The sequence below is a fragment of the Amaricoccus sp. genome, from assembly GCF_017993425.1.
GTDB lineage: Bacteria > Pseudomonadota > Alphaproteobacteria > Rhodobacterales > Rhodobacteraceae > Amaricoccus.
On sequence record NZ_JAGOMQ010000034.1, the window covers coordinates 1 to 18,015 of the forward strand.

Annotated in this window: 18 protein-coding genes and 1 pseudogene; 8 read left to right on the forward strand and 11 right to left on the reverse strand. The window is 72.6% G+C overall.

Going from position 1 to position 18,015, the window contains the following annotated elements; all coding sequences use genetic code 11:
- Positions 1-427 precede the first annotated feature (427 nt).
- The 5 genes from KBB57_RS15185 to KBB57_RS15205 all read right to left on the reverse strand — a co-directional run bounded on the left by KBB57_RS15185 (position 428) and on the right by KBB57_RS15205 (position 5,001).
- Positions 428-754, reverse strand: a complete 327-nt coding sequence (locus tag KBB57_RS15185) for a hypothetical protein (protein ID WP_290751849.1) — start codon at positions 752-754, stop codon at positions 428-430.
- Between the two features lie 71 nt (positions 755-825).
- Entirely contained in the window at positions 826-1,827 is a 1,002-nt protein-coding gene (locus tag KBB57_RS15190) for an ABC transporter ATP-binding protein (protein WP_290751853.1), read from the reverse strand.
- A 10-nt stretch (positions 1,828-1,837) separates the two neighbouring features.
- Positions 1,838-2,866 carry a Gfo/Idh/MocA family oxidoreductase gene (locus KBB57_RS15195; RefSeq protein ID WP_290751856.1) on the reverse strand — a complete coding sequence of 343 codons (1,029 nt, stop codon included), beginning with the start codon at positions 2,864-2,866 and terminating at the stop codon, positions 1,838-1,840.
- 217 nt (positions 2,867-3,083) lie between these two features.
- A complete protein-coding gene (locus KBB57_RS15200) occupies positions 3,084-3,923 on the reverse strand; it encodes a carbohydrate ABC transporter permease (protein WP_290751858.1) in 840 nt (279 codons plus the stop codon).
- Positions 3,924-4,092: 169 nt separating this feature from the next.
- Positions 4,093-5,001 (reverse strand): carbohydrate ABC transporter permease, encoded by a 909-nt coding sequence (locus tag KBB57_RS15205; protein ID WP_290751860.1) that lies wholly within the window; start codon positions 4,999-5,001, stop codon positions 4,093-4,095.
- 197 nt (positions 5,002-5,198) lie between these two features.
- On the opposite strand from KBB57_RS15205, the gene KBB57_RS15210 reads away from it, so the two are divergent.
- Entirely contained in the window at positions 5,199-5,450 is a 252-nt protein-coding gene (locus tag KBB57_RS15210) for a hypothetical protein (RefSeq protein ID WP_290751863.1), read from the forward strand.
- 148 nt (positions 5,451-5,598) lie between these two features.
- Here KBB57_RS15210 and KBB57_RS15215 read toward each other — a convergent pair whose 3' ends face one another.
- Both KBB57_RS15215 and KBB57_RS15220 read right to left on the reverse strand, forming a co-directional pair.
- On the reverse strand, positions 5,599-6,864 hold the full coding sequence (locus KBB57_RS15215; RefSeq protein ID WP_290751864.1) for an ABC transporter substrate-binding protein: 1,266 nt from the start codon (positions 6,862-6,864) through the stop codon (positions 5,599-5,601).
- A 46-nt stretch (positions 6,865-6,910) separates the two neighbouring features.
- Positions 6,911-7,798 carry an N-acetylmuramic acid 6-phosphate etherase gene (locus tag KBB57_RS15220; protein WP_290751866.1) on the reverse strand — a complete coding sequence of 296 codons (888 nt, stop codon included), beginning with the start codon at positions 7,796-7,798 and terminating at the stop codon, positions 6,911-6,913.
- 120 nt (positions 7,799-7,918) lie between these two features.
- Between KBB57_RS15220 and KBB57_RS15225 the strand changes: the two genes are divergently transcribed.
- The 4 genes from KBB57_RS15225 to nagA are packed head-to-tail and all read left to right on the forward strand — an operon-like array spanning position 7,919 to position 11,722.
- Positions 7,919-8,764 (forward strand): BadF/BadG/BcrA/BcrD ATPase family protein, encoded by an 846-nt coding sequence (locus tag KBB57_RS15225; RefSeq protein WP_290751869.1) that lies wholly within the window; start codon positions 7,919-7,921, stop codon positions 8,762-8,764.
- Complete coding sequence (locus KBB57_RS15230; protein WP_290751872.1) at positions 8,761-9,531, forward strand: GntR family transcriptional regulator; 771 nt, start codon at positions 8,761-8,763, stop codon at positions 9,529-9,531. The genes KBB57_RS15225 and KBB57_RS15230 overlap by 4 nt, the downstream gene beginning before the upstream one ends.
- Positions 9,528-10,562 (forward strand): SIS domain-containing protein, encoded by a 1,035-nt coding sequence (locus tag KBB57_RS15235; RefSeq protein ID WP_290751874.1) that lies wholly within the window; start codon positions 9,528-9,530, stop codon positions 10,560-10,562. Before KBB57_RS15230 ends, KBB57_RS15235 begins: the two co-directional genes overlap by 4 nt.
- On the forward strand, positions 10,559-11,722 hold the full coding sequence (gene nagA / locus KBB57_RS15240; protein WP_290751877.1) for an N-acetylglucosamine-6-phosphate deacetylase: 1,164 nt from the start codon (positions 10,559-10,561) through the stop codon (positions 11,720-11,722). The genes KBB57_RS15235 and nagA overlap by 4 nt, the downstream gene beginning before the upstream one ends.
- Positions 11,723-11,737: 15 nt before the next feature.
- Here nagA and KBB57_RS15245 read toward each other — a convergent pair.
- Positions 11,738-12,166: pseudogene (locus KBB57_RS15245) on the reverse strand (Rrf2 family transcriptional regulator); the annotation flags it as partial.
- An 89-nt stretch (positions 12,167-12,255) separates the two neighbouring features.
- On the opposite strand from KBB57_RS15245, the gene KBB57_RS15250 reads away from it, so the two are divergent.
- On the forward strand, positions 12,256-12,732 hold the full coding sequence (locus KBB57_RS15250; protein WP_290751878.1) for a hemerythrin domain-containing protein: 477 nt from the start codon (positions 12,256-12,258) through the stop codon (positions 12,730-12,732).
- Here the strand turns inward: KBB57_RS15250 and rimO are convergent.
- On the reverse strand, positions 12,711-14,132 hold the full coding sequence (rimO, locus tag KBB57_RS15255; RefSeq protein WP_290751880.1) for a 30S ribosomal protein S12 methylthiotransferase RimO: 1,422 nt from the start codon (positions 14,130-14,132) through the stop codon (positions 12,711-12,713). The genes KBB57_RS15250 and rimO overlap by 22 nt on opposite strands.
- Positions 14,133-14,782: 650 nt before the next feature.
- Here rimO and KBB57_RS15260 point away from each other — a divergent pair.
- Positions 14,783-15,196, forward strand: a complete 414-nt coding sequence (locus tag KBB57_RS15260) for a RidA family protein (protein WP_290751882.1) — start codon at positions 14,783-14,785, stop codon at positions 15,194-15,196.
- Here the strand turns inward: KBB57_RS15260 and KBB57_RS15265 are convergent.
- Both KBB57_RS15265 and KBB57_RS15270 read right to left on the reverse strand, forming a co-directional pair.
- Positions 15,177-16,517, reverse strand: a complete 1,341-nt coding sequence (locus tag KBB57_RS15265) for an MATE family efflux transporter (RefSeq protein WP_290751884.1) — start codon at positions 16,515-16,517, stop codon at positions 15,177-15,179. The genes KBB57_RS15260 and KBB57_RS15265 overlap by 20 nt on opposite strands.
- Positions 16,518-16,668: 151 nt before the next feature.
- Positions 16,669-16,890 (reverse strand): hypothetical protein, encoded by a 222-nt coding sequence (locus KBB57_RS15270; protein ID WP_290751887.1) that lies wholly within the window; start codon positions 16,888-16,890, stop codon positions 16,669-16,671.
- Between the two features lie 126 nt (positions 16,891-17,016).
- Between KBB57_RS15270 and KBB57_RS15275 the strand changes: the two genes are divergently transcribed.
- Positions 17,017-17,853: a universal stress protein gene (locus tag KBB57_RS15275; protein ID WP_290751889.1), complete on the forward strand. Its 837-nt coding sequence runs from the start codon at positions 17,017-17,019 to the stop codon at positions 17,851-17,853.
- Positions 17,854-18,015: the final 162 nt, after the last annotated feature.

Consider the following 18,015-nt stretch of genomic DNA (forward strand, 5'->3'; position numbering starts at 1 on the left):
ACACTGCACGACAGGAGCCGGTCGCCGCCCGAGGCCGCGTCGCTCCCCCCGACCGAAGCGGGCTCTGCCCGCGATGCTGCGGCGCGACAAGCGAAAGCAAGGCTTTCGCCGCGCCGACGGCTGGAGCGCGTTGGCGCGTAAGCCGTAGGGGGTCCAGATTTCTCCGTCGCGCGCAATCCGTCCGTGATTGCCCCGGCGAGCGCGGAATCGCGCTCGCCCCCCGAGGGGCGATCGCGGACGGATTTGCCACGGGTCAAATCCGTCTGGCGTCACCGTCCCGCACTCTCCCGACCGGGGTTTCTCTCCACTGTCGTGCAGTGTGGGCCTCGTGGACGGTAATCTCCGGTTAACTTGGAAATCAATGGGTTAGCGAGTTTTCACGCGTGAACAGCGTGAACGACGCCCCCTTCGGCCGGAGCGTCCCTGCCTATCTCGACACCGGCGTCGCCCCGGTCTCGGTCCGAAGGATCTTTCCGTCCCGAAGCAGATGGACATGCAGCACCGCCTCGCGGGTCCCGTCGGGGAAGTCCATGAGGCTGTGGTCGATCAGGACGTCGGCGTTCTCGTAGATAAGCCGCTGATGGTGGATGGCGACGCCGCCGCTCGCCGCGAGGCCGCGGATCAGTGCAGCCATCTCGGCGCGGTCCAGCGTCGTCCCGGTCTGGTGCCGGACGAACCGGAAGTCCTCGTGCAGCAGGCCGACATAGGGCTCGGGGTCCTGCATTGCGGACCGCACCACGGGGTAGATCGACATCGCGCGCCTCCCTCCCGGCTCCGACGCCAAAGCATGAGCCCGCCGCGCCCGTGCGGCAAGCTCGGCGGCGCTCAGGCCGCGAGCCGCCGCCCGTCGGCGTCGAAGTGGAAGGCCCGCGCCGGGTCCGGGGTCAGGTGGACGACCTCGTCGACCGCGAAGCGGTGCTCCCCGAAGCGCCGGACGGTGAGGAGGCCGTGCGCCTCGGTCCGGACATAGACGTTGGTCTCGCCCCCGAGGTGCTCGACATGCGAGATGGCCCCCCGGATCGCCCCCGCCTCGCGGTCGAGCGCGAGGTGCTCGGGCCGGATCCCGAGGGTCTTGCCGCGCGCGCCGAGGGCGGGCGCGTCGAGGAAGTTCATCTGCGGGCTGCCGATGAACCCGGCGACGAAGGTGTTGGCCGGGTTGTTGTAGAGTTCCATCGGCGCCCCCACCTGCTCGATCCGCCCGGCGTTCAGCACCACGATCTTGTCGGCGAGCGTCATCGCCTCGACCTGGTCGTGGGTGACGTAGATCATCGTCGCCTTCAGCTCGCGATGCAGCCGCGCGATCTCGATCCGGGTGGCGACCCGCAGCGCCGCGTCGAGGTTCGAGAGCGGCTCGTCGAAGAGGAAGAGCTTCGGCGTCCGCACGATGGCCCGCCCGATGGCGACGCGCTGGCGCTGCCCGCCGGAGAGCTCCGAGGGCCGCCGGGCGAGCAGCGGCTCCAGCGACAGCATCCGCGCCGCCGCCCCCACCCGCTCCTCGATCGCCGCCCTCGCCGTGCCCGCCTGCCGCAGCCCGAGCGCCATGTTGTCCCGGACCGTCAGGTGCGGATAGAGCGCGTAGCTCTGGAACACCATGGCGATCTCCCGGTCCGCCGGCGCCGTGGCGTTGACCCGCCGGCCGTCGATCAGGATGTCCCCCGCCGTCGCGTCCTCGAGCCCGGCGATGATCCGCAGCAACGTGGACTTGCCGCAGCCGGAGGGGCCGACGAAGACGCAGAACTCGCCGTCGGCGACGCCGAGGTCGACCCCCTTGATGACGTCGGTCTGGCCGAAGGACTTGGTCACGGCGCGAAGTTCGAGCTGGCCCATCGGGGTCCCCTCAGAGCTTGACGGGACGGCCCGAGCGCACGCTCTCGTCCGCCGCGAGGCAGACGGCGAGCGAGGCGACCGCGTCCTGGAGGTGGCGGGAAAGGTCGGCGTCGTCCCGGATCGCCGCGGCGACGAAGGCGGCCTCGCGGTCGCAGAGCGCCTGGTGGCCGGGCTCGTCGGCCATGCTGAGGTCCCGGTCGGCCTCGCCGACCCGGTGCAGGCGGATGGTCGAGGTCCTGGTGTGGGTGTCGATGTCATCGGACCTCGCGGTCTCCGGCATCCGGATCGACACCGCGCCGTTCGGCGAGACCACGTCCTTCACGAAGAACGCCGTGTCCGACATCATCGGCCCCCATCCCGCCTCGTACCAGCCGAGGGAGCCGTCCTCGAACAGCACCTGGAAGTGCCCGTAATTGTACATCTCCGCCGCGATCTCCGGCGACAGCCGCAGCCCCATGCCGCGCACCTCGACGGGTTTCGCGTCGGCGATCTGGCACATGACGTCGACGTAGTGGACCCCGCAATCCACGATCGGCGGCGTGGTCCGCATCAGCGCCTTGTGGGTCTCCCAGGTCGGCCCGGACGACTGCTGGTTGAGGTTGAGCCGGAAAACGTACGGCCCGCCGAGGGCGCGCGCCTCCGCGATGAGCCGCTGCCAGCTCGGATGATGCCGCAGGATGTAGCCGACGACGACCTTGCGCCCGGTCTCGCGGGCCTTCGCCGCCACGCGCTCCGCGTCGGCCACGCTGGTGGCGAGCGGCTTCTCGACGAAGACATGCGCGCCTGCGTCCATGGCGGCGCAGGCATAGTCGGCGTGGCTGTCGGAATAGGTGGCGATCGAGACGAGGTCGGGCTTCAGCCGGGCGAGCGCCTCGGGAAAGTCGCCCGTCAGCGGATAGCCGCACAGCGCCTCGGGGAGGCCGGGGTCCGAGCGGTTGACCAGCCCGACGATCTCGAAGGCGGGGTCGGCGTGATAGGCGAGGGCGTGGCTCCGGCCCATGGAGCCGAGGCCGACGACGAGCGTGCGGAGGGGGGTCATGGCGTCACCGGACATGCGGGCGGCAAGGGAGGGGTCGGGGGGTGAGAAGTCGATGCAGGGCCCGGCGTATCCGGACCTGCGTGACGGTCGGGCGGGAAGGCGGCGACGCTCGCGCCACGGCGCCGCGCGCCGCGGGCGGGACGGCGGAGCAGGCATGACCTCGACGCGGCGCCCGGGTCCGGCCGCCGGAGGCGGGCGGAGGCGGCGGGGGCAGGGGTCATTTCACCGCCCCCGAGGTGATGCCCCGGATGAGCTGGCGGGAGAAGATCAGGTAGAGGACGAGGACGGGCAGGATCGCGAGGCTGAGAGCGGCGAGGACGGCGTTCCAGTTGGTCACGAACTGGCCGATGAAGACCTGGGCGCCCAGGGTCACGGTCTTGGTCGCCTCCGCCGGCGCGAGGATCAGCGGGAACCAGAGGTCGTTCCAGATCGGGATCATGGTGAACACCGCCACGGTGGCCATGGCCGGCCGGACGAGCGGCAGCACGAGGCGGAAGAAGATCGTGTACTCGCTGAGCCCGTCGATGCGGCCGGCGTTCTTCAGGTCGTCCGAGACGGTCTTCATGAATTCCGAGAGGATGAAGACCGCGAGGGGCAGCCCCTGCGCGGTGTAGACGAGGATCAGCGCCAGCAGGGTGTTGACGAGGCCGGAGGCGACCATGAGCTGCAGGATCGCCACCGTGCCGAGGCGGATCGGGATCATGATGCCGAGCGCGAGATAGAGGCCCATCAGGGTGGCGCCGCGGAAGCGGTACTCGCTGAGCGCGAAGGCCGCCATCGCCCCGAAGAGCAGCACGCAGGCGAGCGAGGCCACGGTCACGATCAGCGAGTTCTGGAAGTAGAGCAGGAAGTCGCCCTGCTGGAGCACGGTGCGGAAGCCGACGAGGTCCCAGGTGGCGGGGGTGGGCAGCGCCAGCGGCTCGGAGAAGATGGCGCGGCGCGACTTGAAGGCGTTCACCACGATCACGAAGACCGGGAAGAGCGCGATCGCCGTGTAGAGGATCAGCACGCCGTGGGCGGCGGCGGAGCGGGCGAGGGAGGCGCGGGCCTGGGCCATGGGTCAGGGCCGGGCCGCGACCGCGCCGCGGCGGGCGCCGCGACGCGCGGTCGCACGCGTGATATTCGGATCAAGGCATTGTAATTCCATCACCTTCTCCGATCCGTCAACGCAATTTTCACGAAGGTTTACAGTCTCTTCGGGGGCGGGGCTCGTCACGTGCCGGCCCTCAGAACTGGTAGCGGCGGAGCCGCGTCTGGATGCCGAAGAGATAGATGCAGACGCCGACGAGGATGATGACGAACATCGCGGTCGCGATCGTCGCGCCCATGTGCGGGTCGCCGAGCTGGAGCTGGAAGCCGAAGAAGGTGCGGTAGAGGAAGGTGCCGAGGATGTCGGTGGCGAAGTTCGGCCCGGCGAGCGCGCCCTGGCTGACGTAGATCAGGTCGAAGGCGTTGAAGTTGCCGACGAAGGTCAGGATCGAGATGATGCCGATCGCCGGCAGGATCAGCGGCAGCTTGATCTTCCAGAACTGCGCCCAGCCGGTGATCCCGTCCATCTCGGCCGCCTCGATCACCTCCTCGGGGATGGAGAGCAGCGCCGCGTAGATCAGCATCATCGGGATGCCGACGAACTGCCAGACGGAGATCAGCGCCAGCGTGGTGAGCGCCGTCTCCTCCTGGCCGAGCCACGGCGCGAACAGCGACTTGAGGCCGAGGCTCGCGAGCATCCCCGGCGCGATGCCCCAGATCGGCGAGAGGATCAGCTTCCAGACGAAGCCGACGATGACGAAGGAGAGCACGGTCGGGACGAAGATCGCGGTGCGGTAGAAGGCCGCGAAACGAAGCCGCGGCGAGGAGAGGATGGCCGCGAGCGCCACGCCGATCGGGTTCTGCGCCAGCATGTGGATCAGGAAGAACCAGGCGTTGTTGCCGAGCGCGTTCCAGAAGCTCGCCGACCAGCGCGGATCGCCGAAGAGGGTGCGGAAGTTCGCGAGCCCGGCGAAGGCCTCGCCCTCGGGCCCCCGGGTGAAGAGCGCGAGGTTCAGCGTGGCGAAGAGCGGCAGGATCATCACCGCGGTGTAGACGACGACCGCCGGGGCGAGGAACACGATTATATGCCAGCGGAAGGGTTTCATGGCGCCCTCTCGACAGTGTGGAGCGATCCGCGAATCGCTGCCAACCGATGGCGGCCCGATGACGCCAGAGCGAAGGAGGAATCTTTCAAGATATTGATATTTAATATGAAATTTTGAACCTGGCTGGCGATTCGCGATTGAAGCTCACGTCTCGAAGGAGCAATATCCGTTGCGATCTGAAAACTCGGAGAAAAACCATGACGACGGCGGTGTGTGTCGGCTGCGGAGCCATGAAATTTGGCGTCCTTGTGCCGTGTAAATCCTGCGGTTTCGTTCCCGCCGAACCGCTGGATCGTGCCTACGCCTTCGCCTTGAGCGACCATCACATCGCGCGTGAGGAACTGGAGCAAATTTCTCGCGACATCATCGCCACTCAGACCCTTCCCTCGCTGCCTCCTGAAACTGAGGCGGCGTTCGTCAAGGCCTATGGCAAGCTCGGGGGAGCCTGAGAGGGCGCGCTTCGGCTCGGTTATGACGTGGCTCCTGTGCTCTGGGTCGGGCCGCTGCCGCAGGCTCGTGAGCGCGCGTCCTGCCTCAAGAAAGAGCCCCGCCCGGGATCCCGCGGATTCGGGCGGGCGGGGCCAGTCGCGGCAGAACTCAGTTGCCCTTCTGCGGCTCGAACCAGGAGGCGAGGCCCTGCTGGAGCCGGGCGGCGGCCGCCTCCGGCGTCTCCGTCCCGCGGATGACGTTGGCCGAGGCGTTCCAGGTCTCGTTCTCGAGGTTCGGGGTGCCGCGCGACAGGATCTGGTAGGTCGAGCGGATGGTGGAGTGGCACTTCTCGCGCCAGGACAGGAACTCCTGCGCCAGCGGGTCCTCGATGGCGACGGCCTCCTTCTGCAGCGGGAAGAAGCCGGGCAGCGCGTTGCCGTAGAGCTTGGCGAACTCGGGCGTGCCCACCCATTCGAGGAAGGCCTTGGCCGCGTCGGCGTTCTTGGTCGCCGCGTTCATGCCGATGGCGATGTCGACATGGTCGGAGATGTAGCACTCGTCGCCGGCCTTCGCGACCGGGGGCGGGAAGGCGCCCATCTCGAAGGCTCCCGCGATCTGCGCGCGGAAGGGCGCTATCTCCCACGAGCCGGCCGGGTAGATGGCGGCGCGGCCGAGGGTGAAGAGGTTCTGGCTGTCGGGATAGGTCTGCGCCTCGAAGCCGTCGCCGAGGTAGTCCTTCCAGCGCGCGATCTCCGCGAACGGCGCGACCCATTGCGGGTCGGTCAGCTTCTGCTCGCCCTTGATCAGCGCGAGCCGGCCTTCCTCGCCGTGCCAGTAGTTCGGTCCGACGTTCTGGTAGCCCATGGTCGCGGCTTCCCACTGGTCGTTGGCGCCCATCGCCATCGGGATGTAGGTCCCGTCCGCCTTGATCTTGTCGAGCGCGGCGAAGAACTCGTCCGTCGTCGCCGGCGGCGTGATGCCGAGCTCGTCGAAGGCGGTCTTGTTGTAGATGAAGCCATGGATGACCGAGGCCATCGGCACGCAGAAGGTGTGGGCGCCGTCGTCGGTCGACCAGCCGGACTTCGCCACGTCGGAAAAGTTCGCCATGGCGGCGAGGTCGGTCAGGTCGGCGAGTTGGCCCTTGTCGTAGAGCGTGAGGCTCGCGTCGAAGGGCCGGCAGGTGATCAGGTCGCCCGCGGTGCCGGCGTCGAGCTTGGAGTTGAGGGCGGCGTTGTACTCGGTCGGGGCGGAGGGGGCGAAGACTACCTTGATCCCGGGATGCGAGGCCTCGAAGGCGGGGATGATCTGGTCCTGCCAGATCGGCAGGTCGTCGTTGCGCCAGCTCTCGATGGTCAGCGTCACGTCCTGGGCCTGCGCCGCGCCGGCGAGGCAGCTGGCGCCGAGGAGCAGGGCCCGGAGGGTCGGTCGGTTCATCTCTCTTCTCTCCCTGTGTCGGAGGCCGTCGGGCGGCCCCGGTTGCTTATCGGTGGAGCGCCGCGAGGGCGGGGCCGAGGCGGCCCTGCGCCGCGGCGAGCCGGCCCGCGGGGTCGGAGGCCCCGGCGGCGAGCAGGATGGCGGGCTTGACCGCGCCGCCGGCGTCGGCGAGCGCCGCCTCGCCGGCCTCGGGGGTGACGCCGGCAAGCTCCGCGACGATGCGGGCGGCGCGGGCGCGCAGCTTGGCGTTGTCGGCGACGAGGTTGATCATGAGGCCGTCGTGGACATGGCCGAGGCGGAGGGCGGCCAGCGTCGAGATCATGTTGAGGGCGATCTTCTGCGCCGTCGCCGCGCCCATGCGGGTGGAGCCGGCCACCACCTCGGCGCCGGTGTCGAGGAGGACGGGGCGGGCGGCGAGCCTCAGGAGCGGCGAGCCGGCGACGTTGGCGACCGCGATCACCGTGCAGCCCGCGGCGCGGGCCGCCTCGGCGGCGGCGAGCGTGTAGGGGGTGGCGCCGCTCGCGGAGACGGCGACGAGGGCGTCGGCGGGTCCGAGCCCCAGCCGGGCGACCCCGGCCGCGGCGGCGGCCGGGTCGTCCTCGACGGCGCCGGTCATGTGCAGGAGCGTGGCGGCGCCGCCGGCGAGGAGCACGGGGGCGCGGTGGGGGGCGAGGCCGAAGGTGCCGGGCAGCTCCAGCGCGTCGGCGAGCGCCATGACGCCCGAGCTGCCGGCGCCGGCATAGGCGAGGCGGCCGCCCGTCTCGAGCGTCGTCGCCGCCGCCTCGGCCGCTTCCGCGATCGCCGGCAGGGCGGCGCGCACCGCCGCCGCCGCCGCGACCTGCGCCTCGGCCAGCGCGGCGGCGGCCTCGGCGAGCGGGCGGTCCTGCAGGCCCTTGGCGGCCGGGTGGCGCGCCTCGGTGGCGGCGAGGGGCATGGGCGATTCTCCCTGACGCGATGATGATGCCAAAAGAATACCAATTGTCCAGAGGGAAGTGCATCCCTTGCGCATTGGCATCAGTTTGGTATTATCCGCAGCGTCAGGGAGACTCGCTGGATGACGCTCTATCTCGGCATCGACGGGGGAGGCACCGGCTGCCGCGCGGCGGTGGCCGATGCGGACGGCGTTGTGCTGGGCGAGGGCGCCGGGGGGGCGGCGAACGTGTTCAGCGACCCCGAAGGCGCGCGGGCGAGCGTGGTCGCCGCGGCCGAGGCGGCGCTGGCGGCCTCGGGCGCCGGCGCGCGCCTCGGCGAGCTGGTGGCCGCGTTGGGGCTCGCCGGGGCGAACGTGCGCGGGCGGGCCGAGCAGCTGGCGGAGGGGCTGCCCTTCGCCCGGGCGCGGGTGGTGAGCGATGCGCTGATCTCGGCGCGGGGCGCGCTCGGGGCCAGCGACGGCGTGATCGCGGCCATGGGAACGGGGTCGGTCTTCGCGGCGCAGCGCGGCGGCGCGGTGCGCACCATCGGCGGCTGGGGCTTCCTGCTCGGCGACCAGGCCTCGGGCGCGCGGCTCGGGCGCAGCCTCTGCGAGGCGGCGCTGCTCGCCCATGACGGGCTGGCGCCGGGCTCAAAGCTTCTCGCCGCCGTGGTCGCGGAGGCGGGCGGGCCGGAGGAGCTGGTCGCCTGGGCGCGTGGCGCGCGGCCGGCGGATTTCGCGGCCTTCGCCCCGCGGATGATCGCGGCGACGGACGACGACGGCGCGGCGGGGATCCTCGACGCGGCGGTGGCGGACGCCGCCGCGGCGATCGACCTGCTCCTTGCGCCGGGGCCGGGGGCGGTGTGCTTCCTCGGCGGGCTCGGGCCCTACTACGCGGACCGGCTCGCAACGCGCTACGGCGCGCTGGTGCGGCCGGCGCGGGGATCGGCGCTCGACGGCGCGCTGGCGCTGGCGCGGGAGCTGGCGTGACCGCGCTCTTCGTTCCCGGCGACTTCGCCGACCCGGGGCGCGGGCCGCTCTACCTCCAGCTCGGCCGGCGCATCGGCGAGGCGATCGCCGCGGGCGCGCTCGCGCCCGGCGATGCGCTGCCGCCGGAGCGGGAGCTCGCGGCGCTGACGGGGCTCAGCCGCGTCACCGTGCGCAAGGCGGTCGCGGCGCTCGTCGCCTCGGGGCAGCTCGTGCAGCGCCGCGGCTCGGGCACCTTCGTCGCGCCGCGGCTGGAGAAGGTCGAGCAGTCGCTGTCGCAGCTCACCTCGTTCTCCGAGGACATGGCCCGCCGCGGCAAGGAGGTGCGGTCGGTCTGGCTGGAGCGCGGCGTCTTCGCCGCCTCGCCGGAGGAGATGATGGCGCTGGCGCTCGCCGCCGGCGAGCGGGTGGCGCGGCTCGACCGGCTGCGCCTCGCCGACGGGGTGCCGCTCGCCATCGAGCGGGCGACGCTCGCCGAGGCGAACCTGCCCGATCCGGAGGCGGTCGGCGCCTCGCTCTACGCCGCGCTGCGCGCGCGCGGCCGGCGGCCGGTGCGGGCGGTGCAGCGCATCTCGGCGGCGAACCTCGGCGAGCGCGACGCGGAGCTGCTCGGGGTCGCCCCGGGGGTGGCGGGGCTCCGCATCGAGCGCATCTCCTATCTCGACGGCGGCCGCGCGCTCGAGCTCACCCGCTCGGTCTATCGCGGCGACGCCTATGATTTCGTGGCGGAGCTCCGCCTCGCGCAGGAAGCGGAGAAGAACGACGGATGACCGACACGACGACCTTCATGCGGACGGAGGTGGAGGACATCCCCGCCGCCGCGGCCCGGTTCCTCGAGGGGGCCCGCGACGCGATCGCCGCGGCGGCGAAGGCGCTGCGCAAGCAGGACCCCCGTCTGGTGGCCACGGTGGCGCGCGGCTCGTCCGACCACGCCGCGACCTACCTCAAATACGCGATCGAGCTGGAGACCGGGGTGCCGGTCGCCTCCGTGGGGCCCTCGATCGCCTCGATCTACGGGCGCAAGCTCAAGCTGCGCGACGCCGCCTGCATCGGGGTGTCGCAGTCGGGCCAGAGCCCCGACATCGTGGCGATGATGGAGGGCGCCCGCGACGGCGGCGCGCTGACCATCGCCATCTCGAACGACCCGGATGCGCCGCTGGCCGCCGCGGCGGACCACACGCTGGCGCTCCATGCCGGGCCGGAGCGGAGCGTCGCGGCGACCAAGACCTTCGTGACCTCGGTCCTCGCAGGGCTGGCGCTCCTCGCCGAGTGGCGCGAGGACGAAGGCCTGCGCGCCGCGGTGGCGGCGGCGCCGGAGGATTTCCGCCGGGCGCTCGGCTGCGACTGGGCGCCGCTCGCCGACCGGCTGGAGGGGGCCGCCTCGCTCTACGTGCTCGGGCGCGGGCCGGCCTGGGCGATCGCCTCCGAGGTGGCGCTGAAGTTCAAGGAGACCTGCGGCGTGCAGGCGGCGAGCTATTCCGCCGCCGAGGTGCTGCACGGTCCCTCGGCGATCGTCGGCGCCGGGTTCCCGGTGCTGGCGCTCGCCGTCGAGGACGCCGCGCTGCCGCAGGTGATCGCCACGGCCGACCGCCTGGCGCGGCAGGGGGCCGACGTGTTCCTGACCGCGAAGGGCGGCGGCGCCGGCGTGGTCGCGCTGCCCGCCGTGGAGGGGATGCATCCGCTCGTCGCGCCGCTGGCGCTTGCGCCGGCGTTCTATCTCTTCATCGAGGCGCTGGCGCGGCGTCGGGGCCTCAACCCCGACGCGCCGCCCAACCTGCGCAAGGTGACGGAGACCCGATGAGCCGCAGGATCTTCACCGGCGCGACCGTCTTCGACGGCGCGCGCCTGCTGCCGGACCACGCCGTGGCGGCGGAGGACGGCCACATCGCCGCCGTCCTGCCGGCGGGCGAGACGCCGGGCGCGCCGGGCGAGGTCGTGCGGCTGGCGGGGGGCACGCTCGCGCCGGGCTTCCTCGACCTCCAGGTGAACGGCGGCGACGGGATCATGCTCGACGGCGCCTGCGGGGCGGCCGGGATCGCCCGCATCTGCGCGGCGCACGGGCGGCTGGGGACGACCGGGCTCCTGCCGACGCTGATCACCGACACGCCCGAGGCGACCGCCGCGGTGATCGCGGCTGGCGTCGCCGCGGCGGAGCAGGGCGTGCCGGGGTTCCTCGGGCTGCATCTCGAGGGGCCGCATCTCGATCCGCGGCGCAAGGGCGCGCACGACCCGGCGCTGATCCGGCCGATGACCGAGGCGGACGTCGCCGCGCTCTCGGACGCCGCCGCGCGGCTGCCGGCGTTGATCGTCACCCTCGCGCCGGCGGCGGCGAGCCCGGCGCAGGTCGCCCGGCTGGCGGCGGCCGGGGCGATGGTCAGCCTCGGCCACGCCGATTGCACTGCCGCCGAGGCGCGCGCGGCGCTCGACGCCGGGGCGCGGCTGGTCACGCATCTCTACAACGCCATGAGCCCGCTCGGGCACCGCGAGCCCGGCCTCGTCGGCGCGGCGCTCGACGACGGCCGCGCCAGCGCCGGGCTGATCGCCGACGGCGTCCACGTAGCGGTCGAGCCGCTGCGGGTGGCGCTGGCCGCCAAGCGCGGCCCGGGCGCGCTCTTCCTCGTGACGGACGCGATGGCGCCGGCGGGGACGGCGATGACCGAGTTCCGCCTCGGCGGCCGGCGGATCCTGCGCCGCGACGGCCGGCTGACGCTGGAGGACGGCACGCTGGCGGGGGCCGACTGCGACCTTCCCCACTGCATCCGCACCCTAACGGGCGAGGTCGGTCTCGACCTCGCGGCCGCGCTGGCGCTGGCGACGGCCGCGCCGGCCGACGTCCTCGGCCGGCGCGACCTCGGCCGGCTGGCGCCCGGGGCGCGCGCCGATCTCGTCCATCTCGACGACCGGCTGGCCCTCCGCGGCGTCTGGCGCGGCGGCGAGCCCCTCGGGCCCGGTCGCGGATAGCACGCATTCGGCGAGGGTCATCGCGTCAAGCTCGCGGAAGAAGGCCTCGCGCGCCGAGAAGAGCCGCCCCTTGAGCCGGCAGCGGGGGGTGAGCGTGCAGGCCCCGCCGTCGTCGCGGAAGCATTCGACGAGCGGCTGGCCCGCCTCGAGGCGGCGCGCCACCGCGCCGATCGAGATGTCGCCGGCCGGGCGCGCCAGCCGGAAGCCGCCGCCCGCGCCGCGCAACGTCTCGACGTAGCCGGCCCGGGCGAGCGAGCCCACCACCTTGGTCAGGTGGTGGCGCGACAGGCGCAGCTCCGCGGCGATCGCCTCGGTGGTGAAGATCTGCGCCGGCTCCGCGGCGAGCCGCATCAGCGTCCGCAGGCCGTAGTCGGTGAAGAGCGTCAGGCGCATGTGAACGATGTGGCGCAGAAAGCGCTTCCCATCAATCCCTCTTTCGCGCATAAGTGGAATCCTAGATGCGTATTTCGTCTCTTGATGGAGGAGCCATGCTCGTCGGCCGATCGGAACCCAATTCCCGGGGCGCGGCGGTCATGGCGGACGGGCTCGATTTCGTCCCGAGCGAGACGCTGATCCGGCTCGCGCTCTCCCAGCATGCCGCCTTCCGCGCGACGCTGCCGCAGCTCGTCGCGCAGGCCCGCGCGGTCGAGGCGGCGGCGCGGGAGCGTCGGGACGCGCCGCACGGGGTGGCCGGGCTGCTCGCCGAGCTGGCGTCGAGCCAGGAGGAGCACATGCTGCGGGAGGAGTACTGCATCTTCCCGCTGATGCAGGAGGGTCCGAGCCCGCGGCTGGCGGCGGGGATCGCCGTCATGCGGGCCGAGCACGACGACAACGTCGAGTTCCTCGTGCGCATGGAGCAGCTTTCGAACGGCTACCGCGCCCCGGCCGACGCGCCGGAGGAATGCTCCCGGCTCTGCGCGGCGCTGGAGCGGCTCGCCGACGACCTGATCGCCCATATCTACGCCGAGGAGCGGGTGCTCTTCCCGCGCTACGCCGCTCCCTCCGACTGACCCTGGCGGGCCGGCGGCGCGGCGAGGCGGCCCCAGAGGTCGTAGTCCGCGGCCTCCTCGACCTCGACCTGGACGAGGTCTCCGGAGCGCAGCCCCTCGAAGCCCTCGTCGATGAAGAGCGACCCGTCGATCTCCGGCGCGTCGGCCCAGGTGCGGCAGGTCGCGCCCTCGGCGTCGACCTCGTCGACCAGCGCCTCGAGGGTGCGGCCGACCTTGGCCGCCATCTTCGCGGCGCTGATCGCCTGGGCCTTCTCCATGAAGCGGTCCCAACGCTCCTGCTTCACCTCGGCGGGCACGTGGTCGGGGAGGGCGTTGGCGCGGGCGCCGGCGACGTTCTCGTACTGGAAGCAGCCGACCCGGTCGAGCCGGGCCTCGTCGAGCCAGTCCAGGAGGTGCCGGAACTCCGCCTCGGTCTCGCCGGGGAAGCCGACGATGAAGGTCGAGCGCAGCGCGATGTCCGGGCAGGCGGCGCGCCAGCGGGCGATCTCGTCGAGCGTCCGCGCCGAGGCCGCCGGGCGGGCCATGCGGCGGAGCGTGTCCGGATGCGAGTGCTGGAAGGGGATGTCGAGATAGGGGAGGACGAGGCCGTCGGCCATCAGCGGGATCAGGTCGCGGACGTGCGGGTAGGGGTAGACGTATTGCAGCCGCACCCAGGCGCCGAGCGCGCCGAGTTCGCGGGCGAGGTCGACGATGTGGGCGCGGACGTCGCGGTCGCGCCAGGGGGTAGCGTCATGCTTGCGGTCGACGCCGTAGGCGGAGGTGTCCTGGCTGATGACGATCAGCTCGCGCACCCCGTCCGCGACCAGCTTCTCCGCCTCGCGCAGCACCGCCCGGGCCGGCCGGCTCACCAGCCGGCCGCGCATGTCCGGAATGATGCAGAACCTGCACTTGTGGTTGCAGCCCTCGGAAATCTTTAGATAGGCGTAGTGCCGCGGCGTCAGCCTGATGCCCGAGGCCGGGATCAGGTCGACGAACGGATCGGGCGCCGGCGGCGCTGCGTCGTGGACGGCGTCGAGCACCGCCTCGTACTGGTGCGGGCCGGTCACCGCCAGCACGGCGGGATGCGCCGCGCGGATCGTCTCCGCCTCCGCCCCGAGGCAGCCGGTGACGATGACGCGCCCGTTCGCCGCGATCGCCTCGCCGATCGCCTCGAGGCTCTCGGCCTTGGCGCTGTCGAGGAAGCCGCAGGTGTTGACGATCACCGCGTCCGCCCCGGCGTAATCGGGCGAGATCGCGTAGCCCTCCGCCCGCAGGCGGGTCAGGATGCGCTCGCTGTCGACCAGCGCCTTGGGGCAGCCGAGCGAGACCATGCCGATGCGCGGGCCGGGGCCGCGGGGGCCGGGGTCGAGGCGCGGGGCCGGCGCGAGGTCCGGGCGCAGGTTGGGCGGGTTGAGGCTCATGGCGCGCGCGTATAGCCGCGGCGCCGGACGTTGGAAAGCGGGCGGATTCCGCAGGAAACCGCGCTTCTCGCCGGGACGGCGGCCATCCGGTTGGAACGGCGGGAAAAACCCGGGCTGGAACGCGGCTGGCACACTGCACGACAGTAGAGCCGAAGCCCGGCCGGAAGCAGGTCGCGACGCCGATGCCAGACGGATTTGACCCGTGGCAAATCCGTCCGCGATCGCCCCTCGGGGGGCGAGCGCGATTCCGCGCTCGCCGGGGCGCTCACGGACGGATTGCGCGCTTCCGGAGAAATCTGCGCCCCTCACGGCTTCCGCGCGCAACCGCGCTCCAGCCGTCGGCGCGGCGAAAGCCATGCTTTCGCCTGTCGCGCCGGGCCTCGCGGGCAAGCCCGCTTCGGTCGCTCGGGGCCTCGTGGAGTCAGCAGGGCAGACAGGTGTCGTGCAGTGTGGCGGCTGGAATCCGGCCGGAATCCGGCTTGCCACTTTTTTACGGGCGGTTAACGGCGGCGGCCGCCGTCAGGGCGCCGCCTCCGGCGGGGCTTGCCCGGTCGAGGCGCCGGAGAGGCTGCGCGACATCGGATGCCGGCGGCCCCCGAGGCGGCCCTCGATCTGCGGCGGCGCATTGCGCGGGCGGGGGCGTCGCCGCTATGTGGGCGCGTCCGCAACAGGAGACCGCACCCGTGACCCGCCGCCTGATCTCGACCGGATCGCCCTTCGAGGCCGAGTTCGCCTATAGCCGCGCCGTCGTGCAGGGGGACTGGTGCTTCGTCGCCGGGACCACGGGATACGACTACGTCACGATGTCGATGCCGGAGGACCCGGGGCGGCAGGCGGAGAATGCGCTCGCCACCATCGGCAAGGCGCTCGCGGAGGCGGGGTTCTCGTTTGCGGACGTGGTGCGGACGGTGATCTATCTCGCGGATCCGGCGGACCATCCGGCGATCGGGCCGGCGCTCAGGGCCGCGCTCGGGGAGGTGCGGCCGGCGAACTCGACGGTGGTCGCGGCGCTGATCCGGCCGGAGATGAAGGTCGAGATCGAGGTCACGGCGTTCCGCGGCTGAGCCGGCGGAAGCGCAGGGCCAGCGCGGTCAGCGAGACGACGCTGGCGATGCCGATCGCCTGGTAGATGCCGGCGAGGCCCTGGCCGGCGGGGAAGGCGAGCGCCCAGGCGAGCGGCACGAGCACCAGCCAGTAGCTGCCGAAATGCAGGAGCGTCGGCAGCCAGGCGTCGCCGCGGCCGCGGCAGGCGGCGTTCATCACCGACTGGCCGCCGTCGAACACGGTGGCGAGCGCCACCCAGAACATGACGGGGATCGCGGCGGCGAGGACGGCCGGGTCGTCGGTGAAGGCGCCGATCGCCGCCGCGGGGAAGCTCGCATAGGCGAGCGTCGCCGCGCCGGTGAGGAGGGCGGCCAGCGCCAGCCCGGTCCAGCCGGCCATGGCGATGCCGCGGGCGTCGCGCCGCCCCCAGGCGTTGCCGACCCGCACCTGCGTCGCTCCGGCGATGCCGAAGGCGACCATGAAGGTGAGCGCCAGGAACTGGAAGAGCACGCCGTGGGCGGCGAGCGGCAGCACGCCGAGCCGGCCGACGAGCAGGGTGACGATGGTGAAGGCCCCGGCCTCGAACAGGAACGAGGTCCCCGACGCGAGGCCGAGCCGGACCTGCTGGCGGAAGGGCGGCGCGACGCCGGGGTTGAGGATGCCGTAGCGCTCCCGCCCGGGGAAGAAGAAGCGCACGTAGGCCGCCATGCCGACGGCGAGCCCGAGGCTGACGCAGGCGCTGCCGAGCGCGGCGCCGGGGGCGCCGAGCGGCGGGATCGGGCCGGCGCCGAAGACGAGGAGGACGTTCAGCCCGAGATTGGCGATGTTGGCGATGAGGATGGCGACGAGCGCCACGCCCGGCCGGTGCAGCGCCTCGAGGAGCGAGGCGCTGACCGCGTAGGCGGCGATGCAGGGCAGGCCGAGGGCGACGAGCCGGGTGACCCGCGCGGCGCGGGCGGCGAGCTCCGGCGTCTGGCCGGAGAGCAGGTAGACCGGCTCGGCCCATTGCAGCGCGAGCGCGAGGAAGAGGCCGACGGCGACGGCGAAGCCGAGGCCGCGCCGCCAGATCCGCCCCGCGGCGGCGTCGTCGCCGGCCCCGGCGGAGCGGGCGACGAGGACGGGCACGCCGATCATCAGGCCGATGGTCATGCCGACGAGGCTGTCGTTGATCGAGAGGCCGAGGACGTAGTCGGCGAGCTCCTCCGCCCCGGCGCGGCCGAGCACGACGACGTCGATGGCGAACATCGTGACGATGCCGACGCGGCTGAGGATCATCGGCCAGGCGAGGACGAGCGTCCGAACGACGTGCCGGCCGATGGTGTTCTGGTCCGACGCGTCCATGGCGCGCAGCCCTAGTCTGCGGGCGCGGCGGGCGCAATGCGCCCGGGCGAATGGCGGGGGTGGAGAGGCGACAGCCGGCAAGGGGGCGCGGCCGGGGGCCGGGGGGCGCTAAGGCTCGTCGCGCGGCGGCCTCACGGCGAGGCCCGCGGGCTCAGGCCTCCTCGTCGGGCTCGCCGTCGAGGGCCGGCAGCTCGAGGCCCTGTTCCAGCGCCGCCTCCAGCTCGACGAGGTCCTGGGGGAGCGGCAGGCCGAGGTCGCGCATCTCGGCGAGCTTCTCGCGCAGGCTCTCCTGCAGCGCGTGCGGATCCTCCGGCTGGCGCTCGATCTCGTCGAGGATCCTCGCGATCTGCACCTTCAGCGCCTCGAACGCCATCGTCGGCTCTCCCTTGGGACTCGGGCGAGCCTAGCACGCCCCGCGGGCGATTGGACATTGATGTATCGCATTGCCGCGGCGGGGCGCGCGCGCTAACCCGGAGCCAGGCCCGGAGGGAGAACCGCCATGGACTTCAGGACCATCCTTCTCGTCGTGGGCGTGGAGCAGGACGACGCGGAGATCGATCGCGCCGCGCGCATCGCCGAGGGGCTCGGCGCGCATCTGGTCATCCTCGCGCTCGGCGTCGCGCCGCCGCCGCCGTCCTCGCCCTACGGGGTGGTGTCGAACGACATCTGGGCCAACGAGATCCGCGACGGGCAGGATCTGGCGCGCGAGCGGGCGCAGGCGATCGAGGCGCGGCTGCGCGAGCGCGGCGCCCCGTTCACGGCGCAGTCGCAATACGTCGACCGGGGCGCCATCGCGACGCTGGTGGCGCGCTATGCGCGCTACGCCGACCTGACGCTGATCACCCCGGAGGTCGCCGACGTCGAGCTGGCGCAGAGCTGGGTGATCAACGGCGCGCTCTTCGAATCGGGCCGGCCGGTGCTGCTGCTGCCGAAGGGCGACTGCGCCTTCCCGGCGGCGCGGCGGATCATGATCGCCTGGGACGCGAGCGTCGAGGCGTCGAAGGCGGTGCTGGACGCGATCGGGCTGATGCGCGGGGCCGAGGCGGTGGTCGCGGTGCTGATCGACCCGGTGCCCTCCTTCGAGGGGCACGGGCCGGAGCCGGGGGCCGATCTCGCGGCCTATCTGGGCCGGCACGACATCAGCGTCGAGGTGCGGCGGGTGCCCAAGGAGGGGCGCGAGGTCGCGGAGATCCTGCAGCGCGCCGCGGTCGACATCGGGGCCGACCTGATCGTGATGGGCGGCTTCGGGCATTCGCGGCTGCGCCAGCGCATCTTCGGCGGCACCACGACGAGCACGATCCGCTCGACCGGCGTCCCGGTGCTGATGGCGCATTGAGGCGGGGCCGCCCCCGGTCGGCCGGGGCGCGCCATCGCAGCGACGTCGCCGGCGGGCAGGCTGCGCAGGGGCCTGGCGGTGACCTTGCCCTTGCCCTTGCCCTCGACCGGATAGTCCGGCATCGCCCGGTCGGGGTGTACGCCGTCGCGGAAGAGCTTCTGC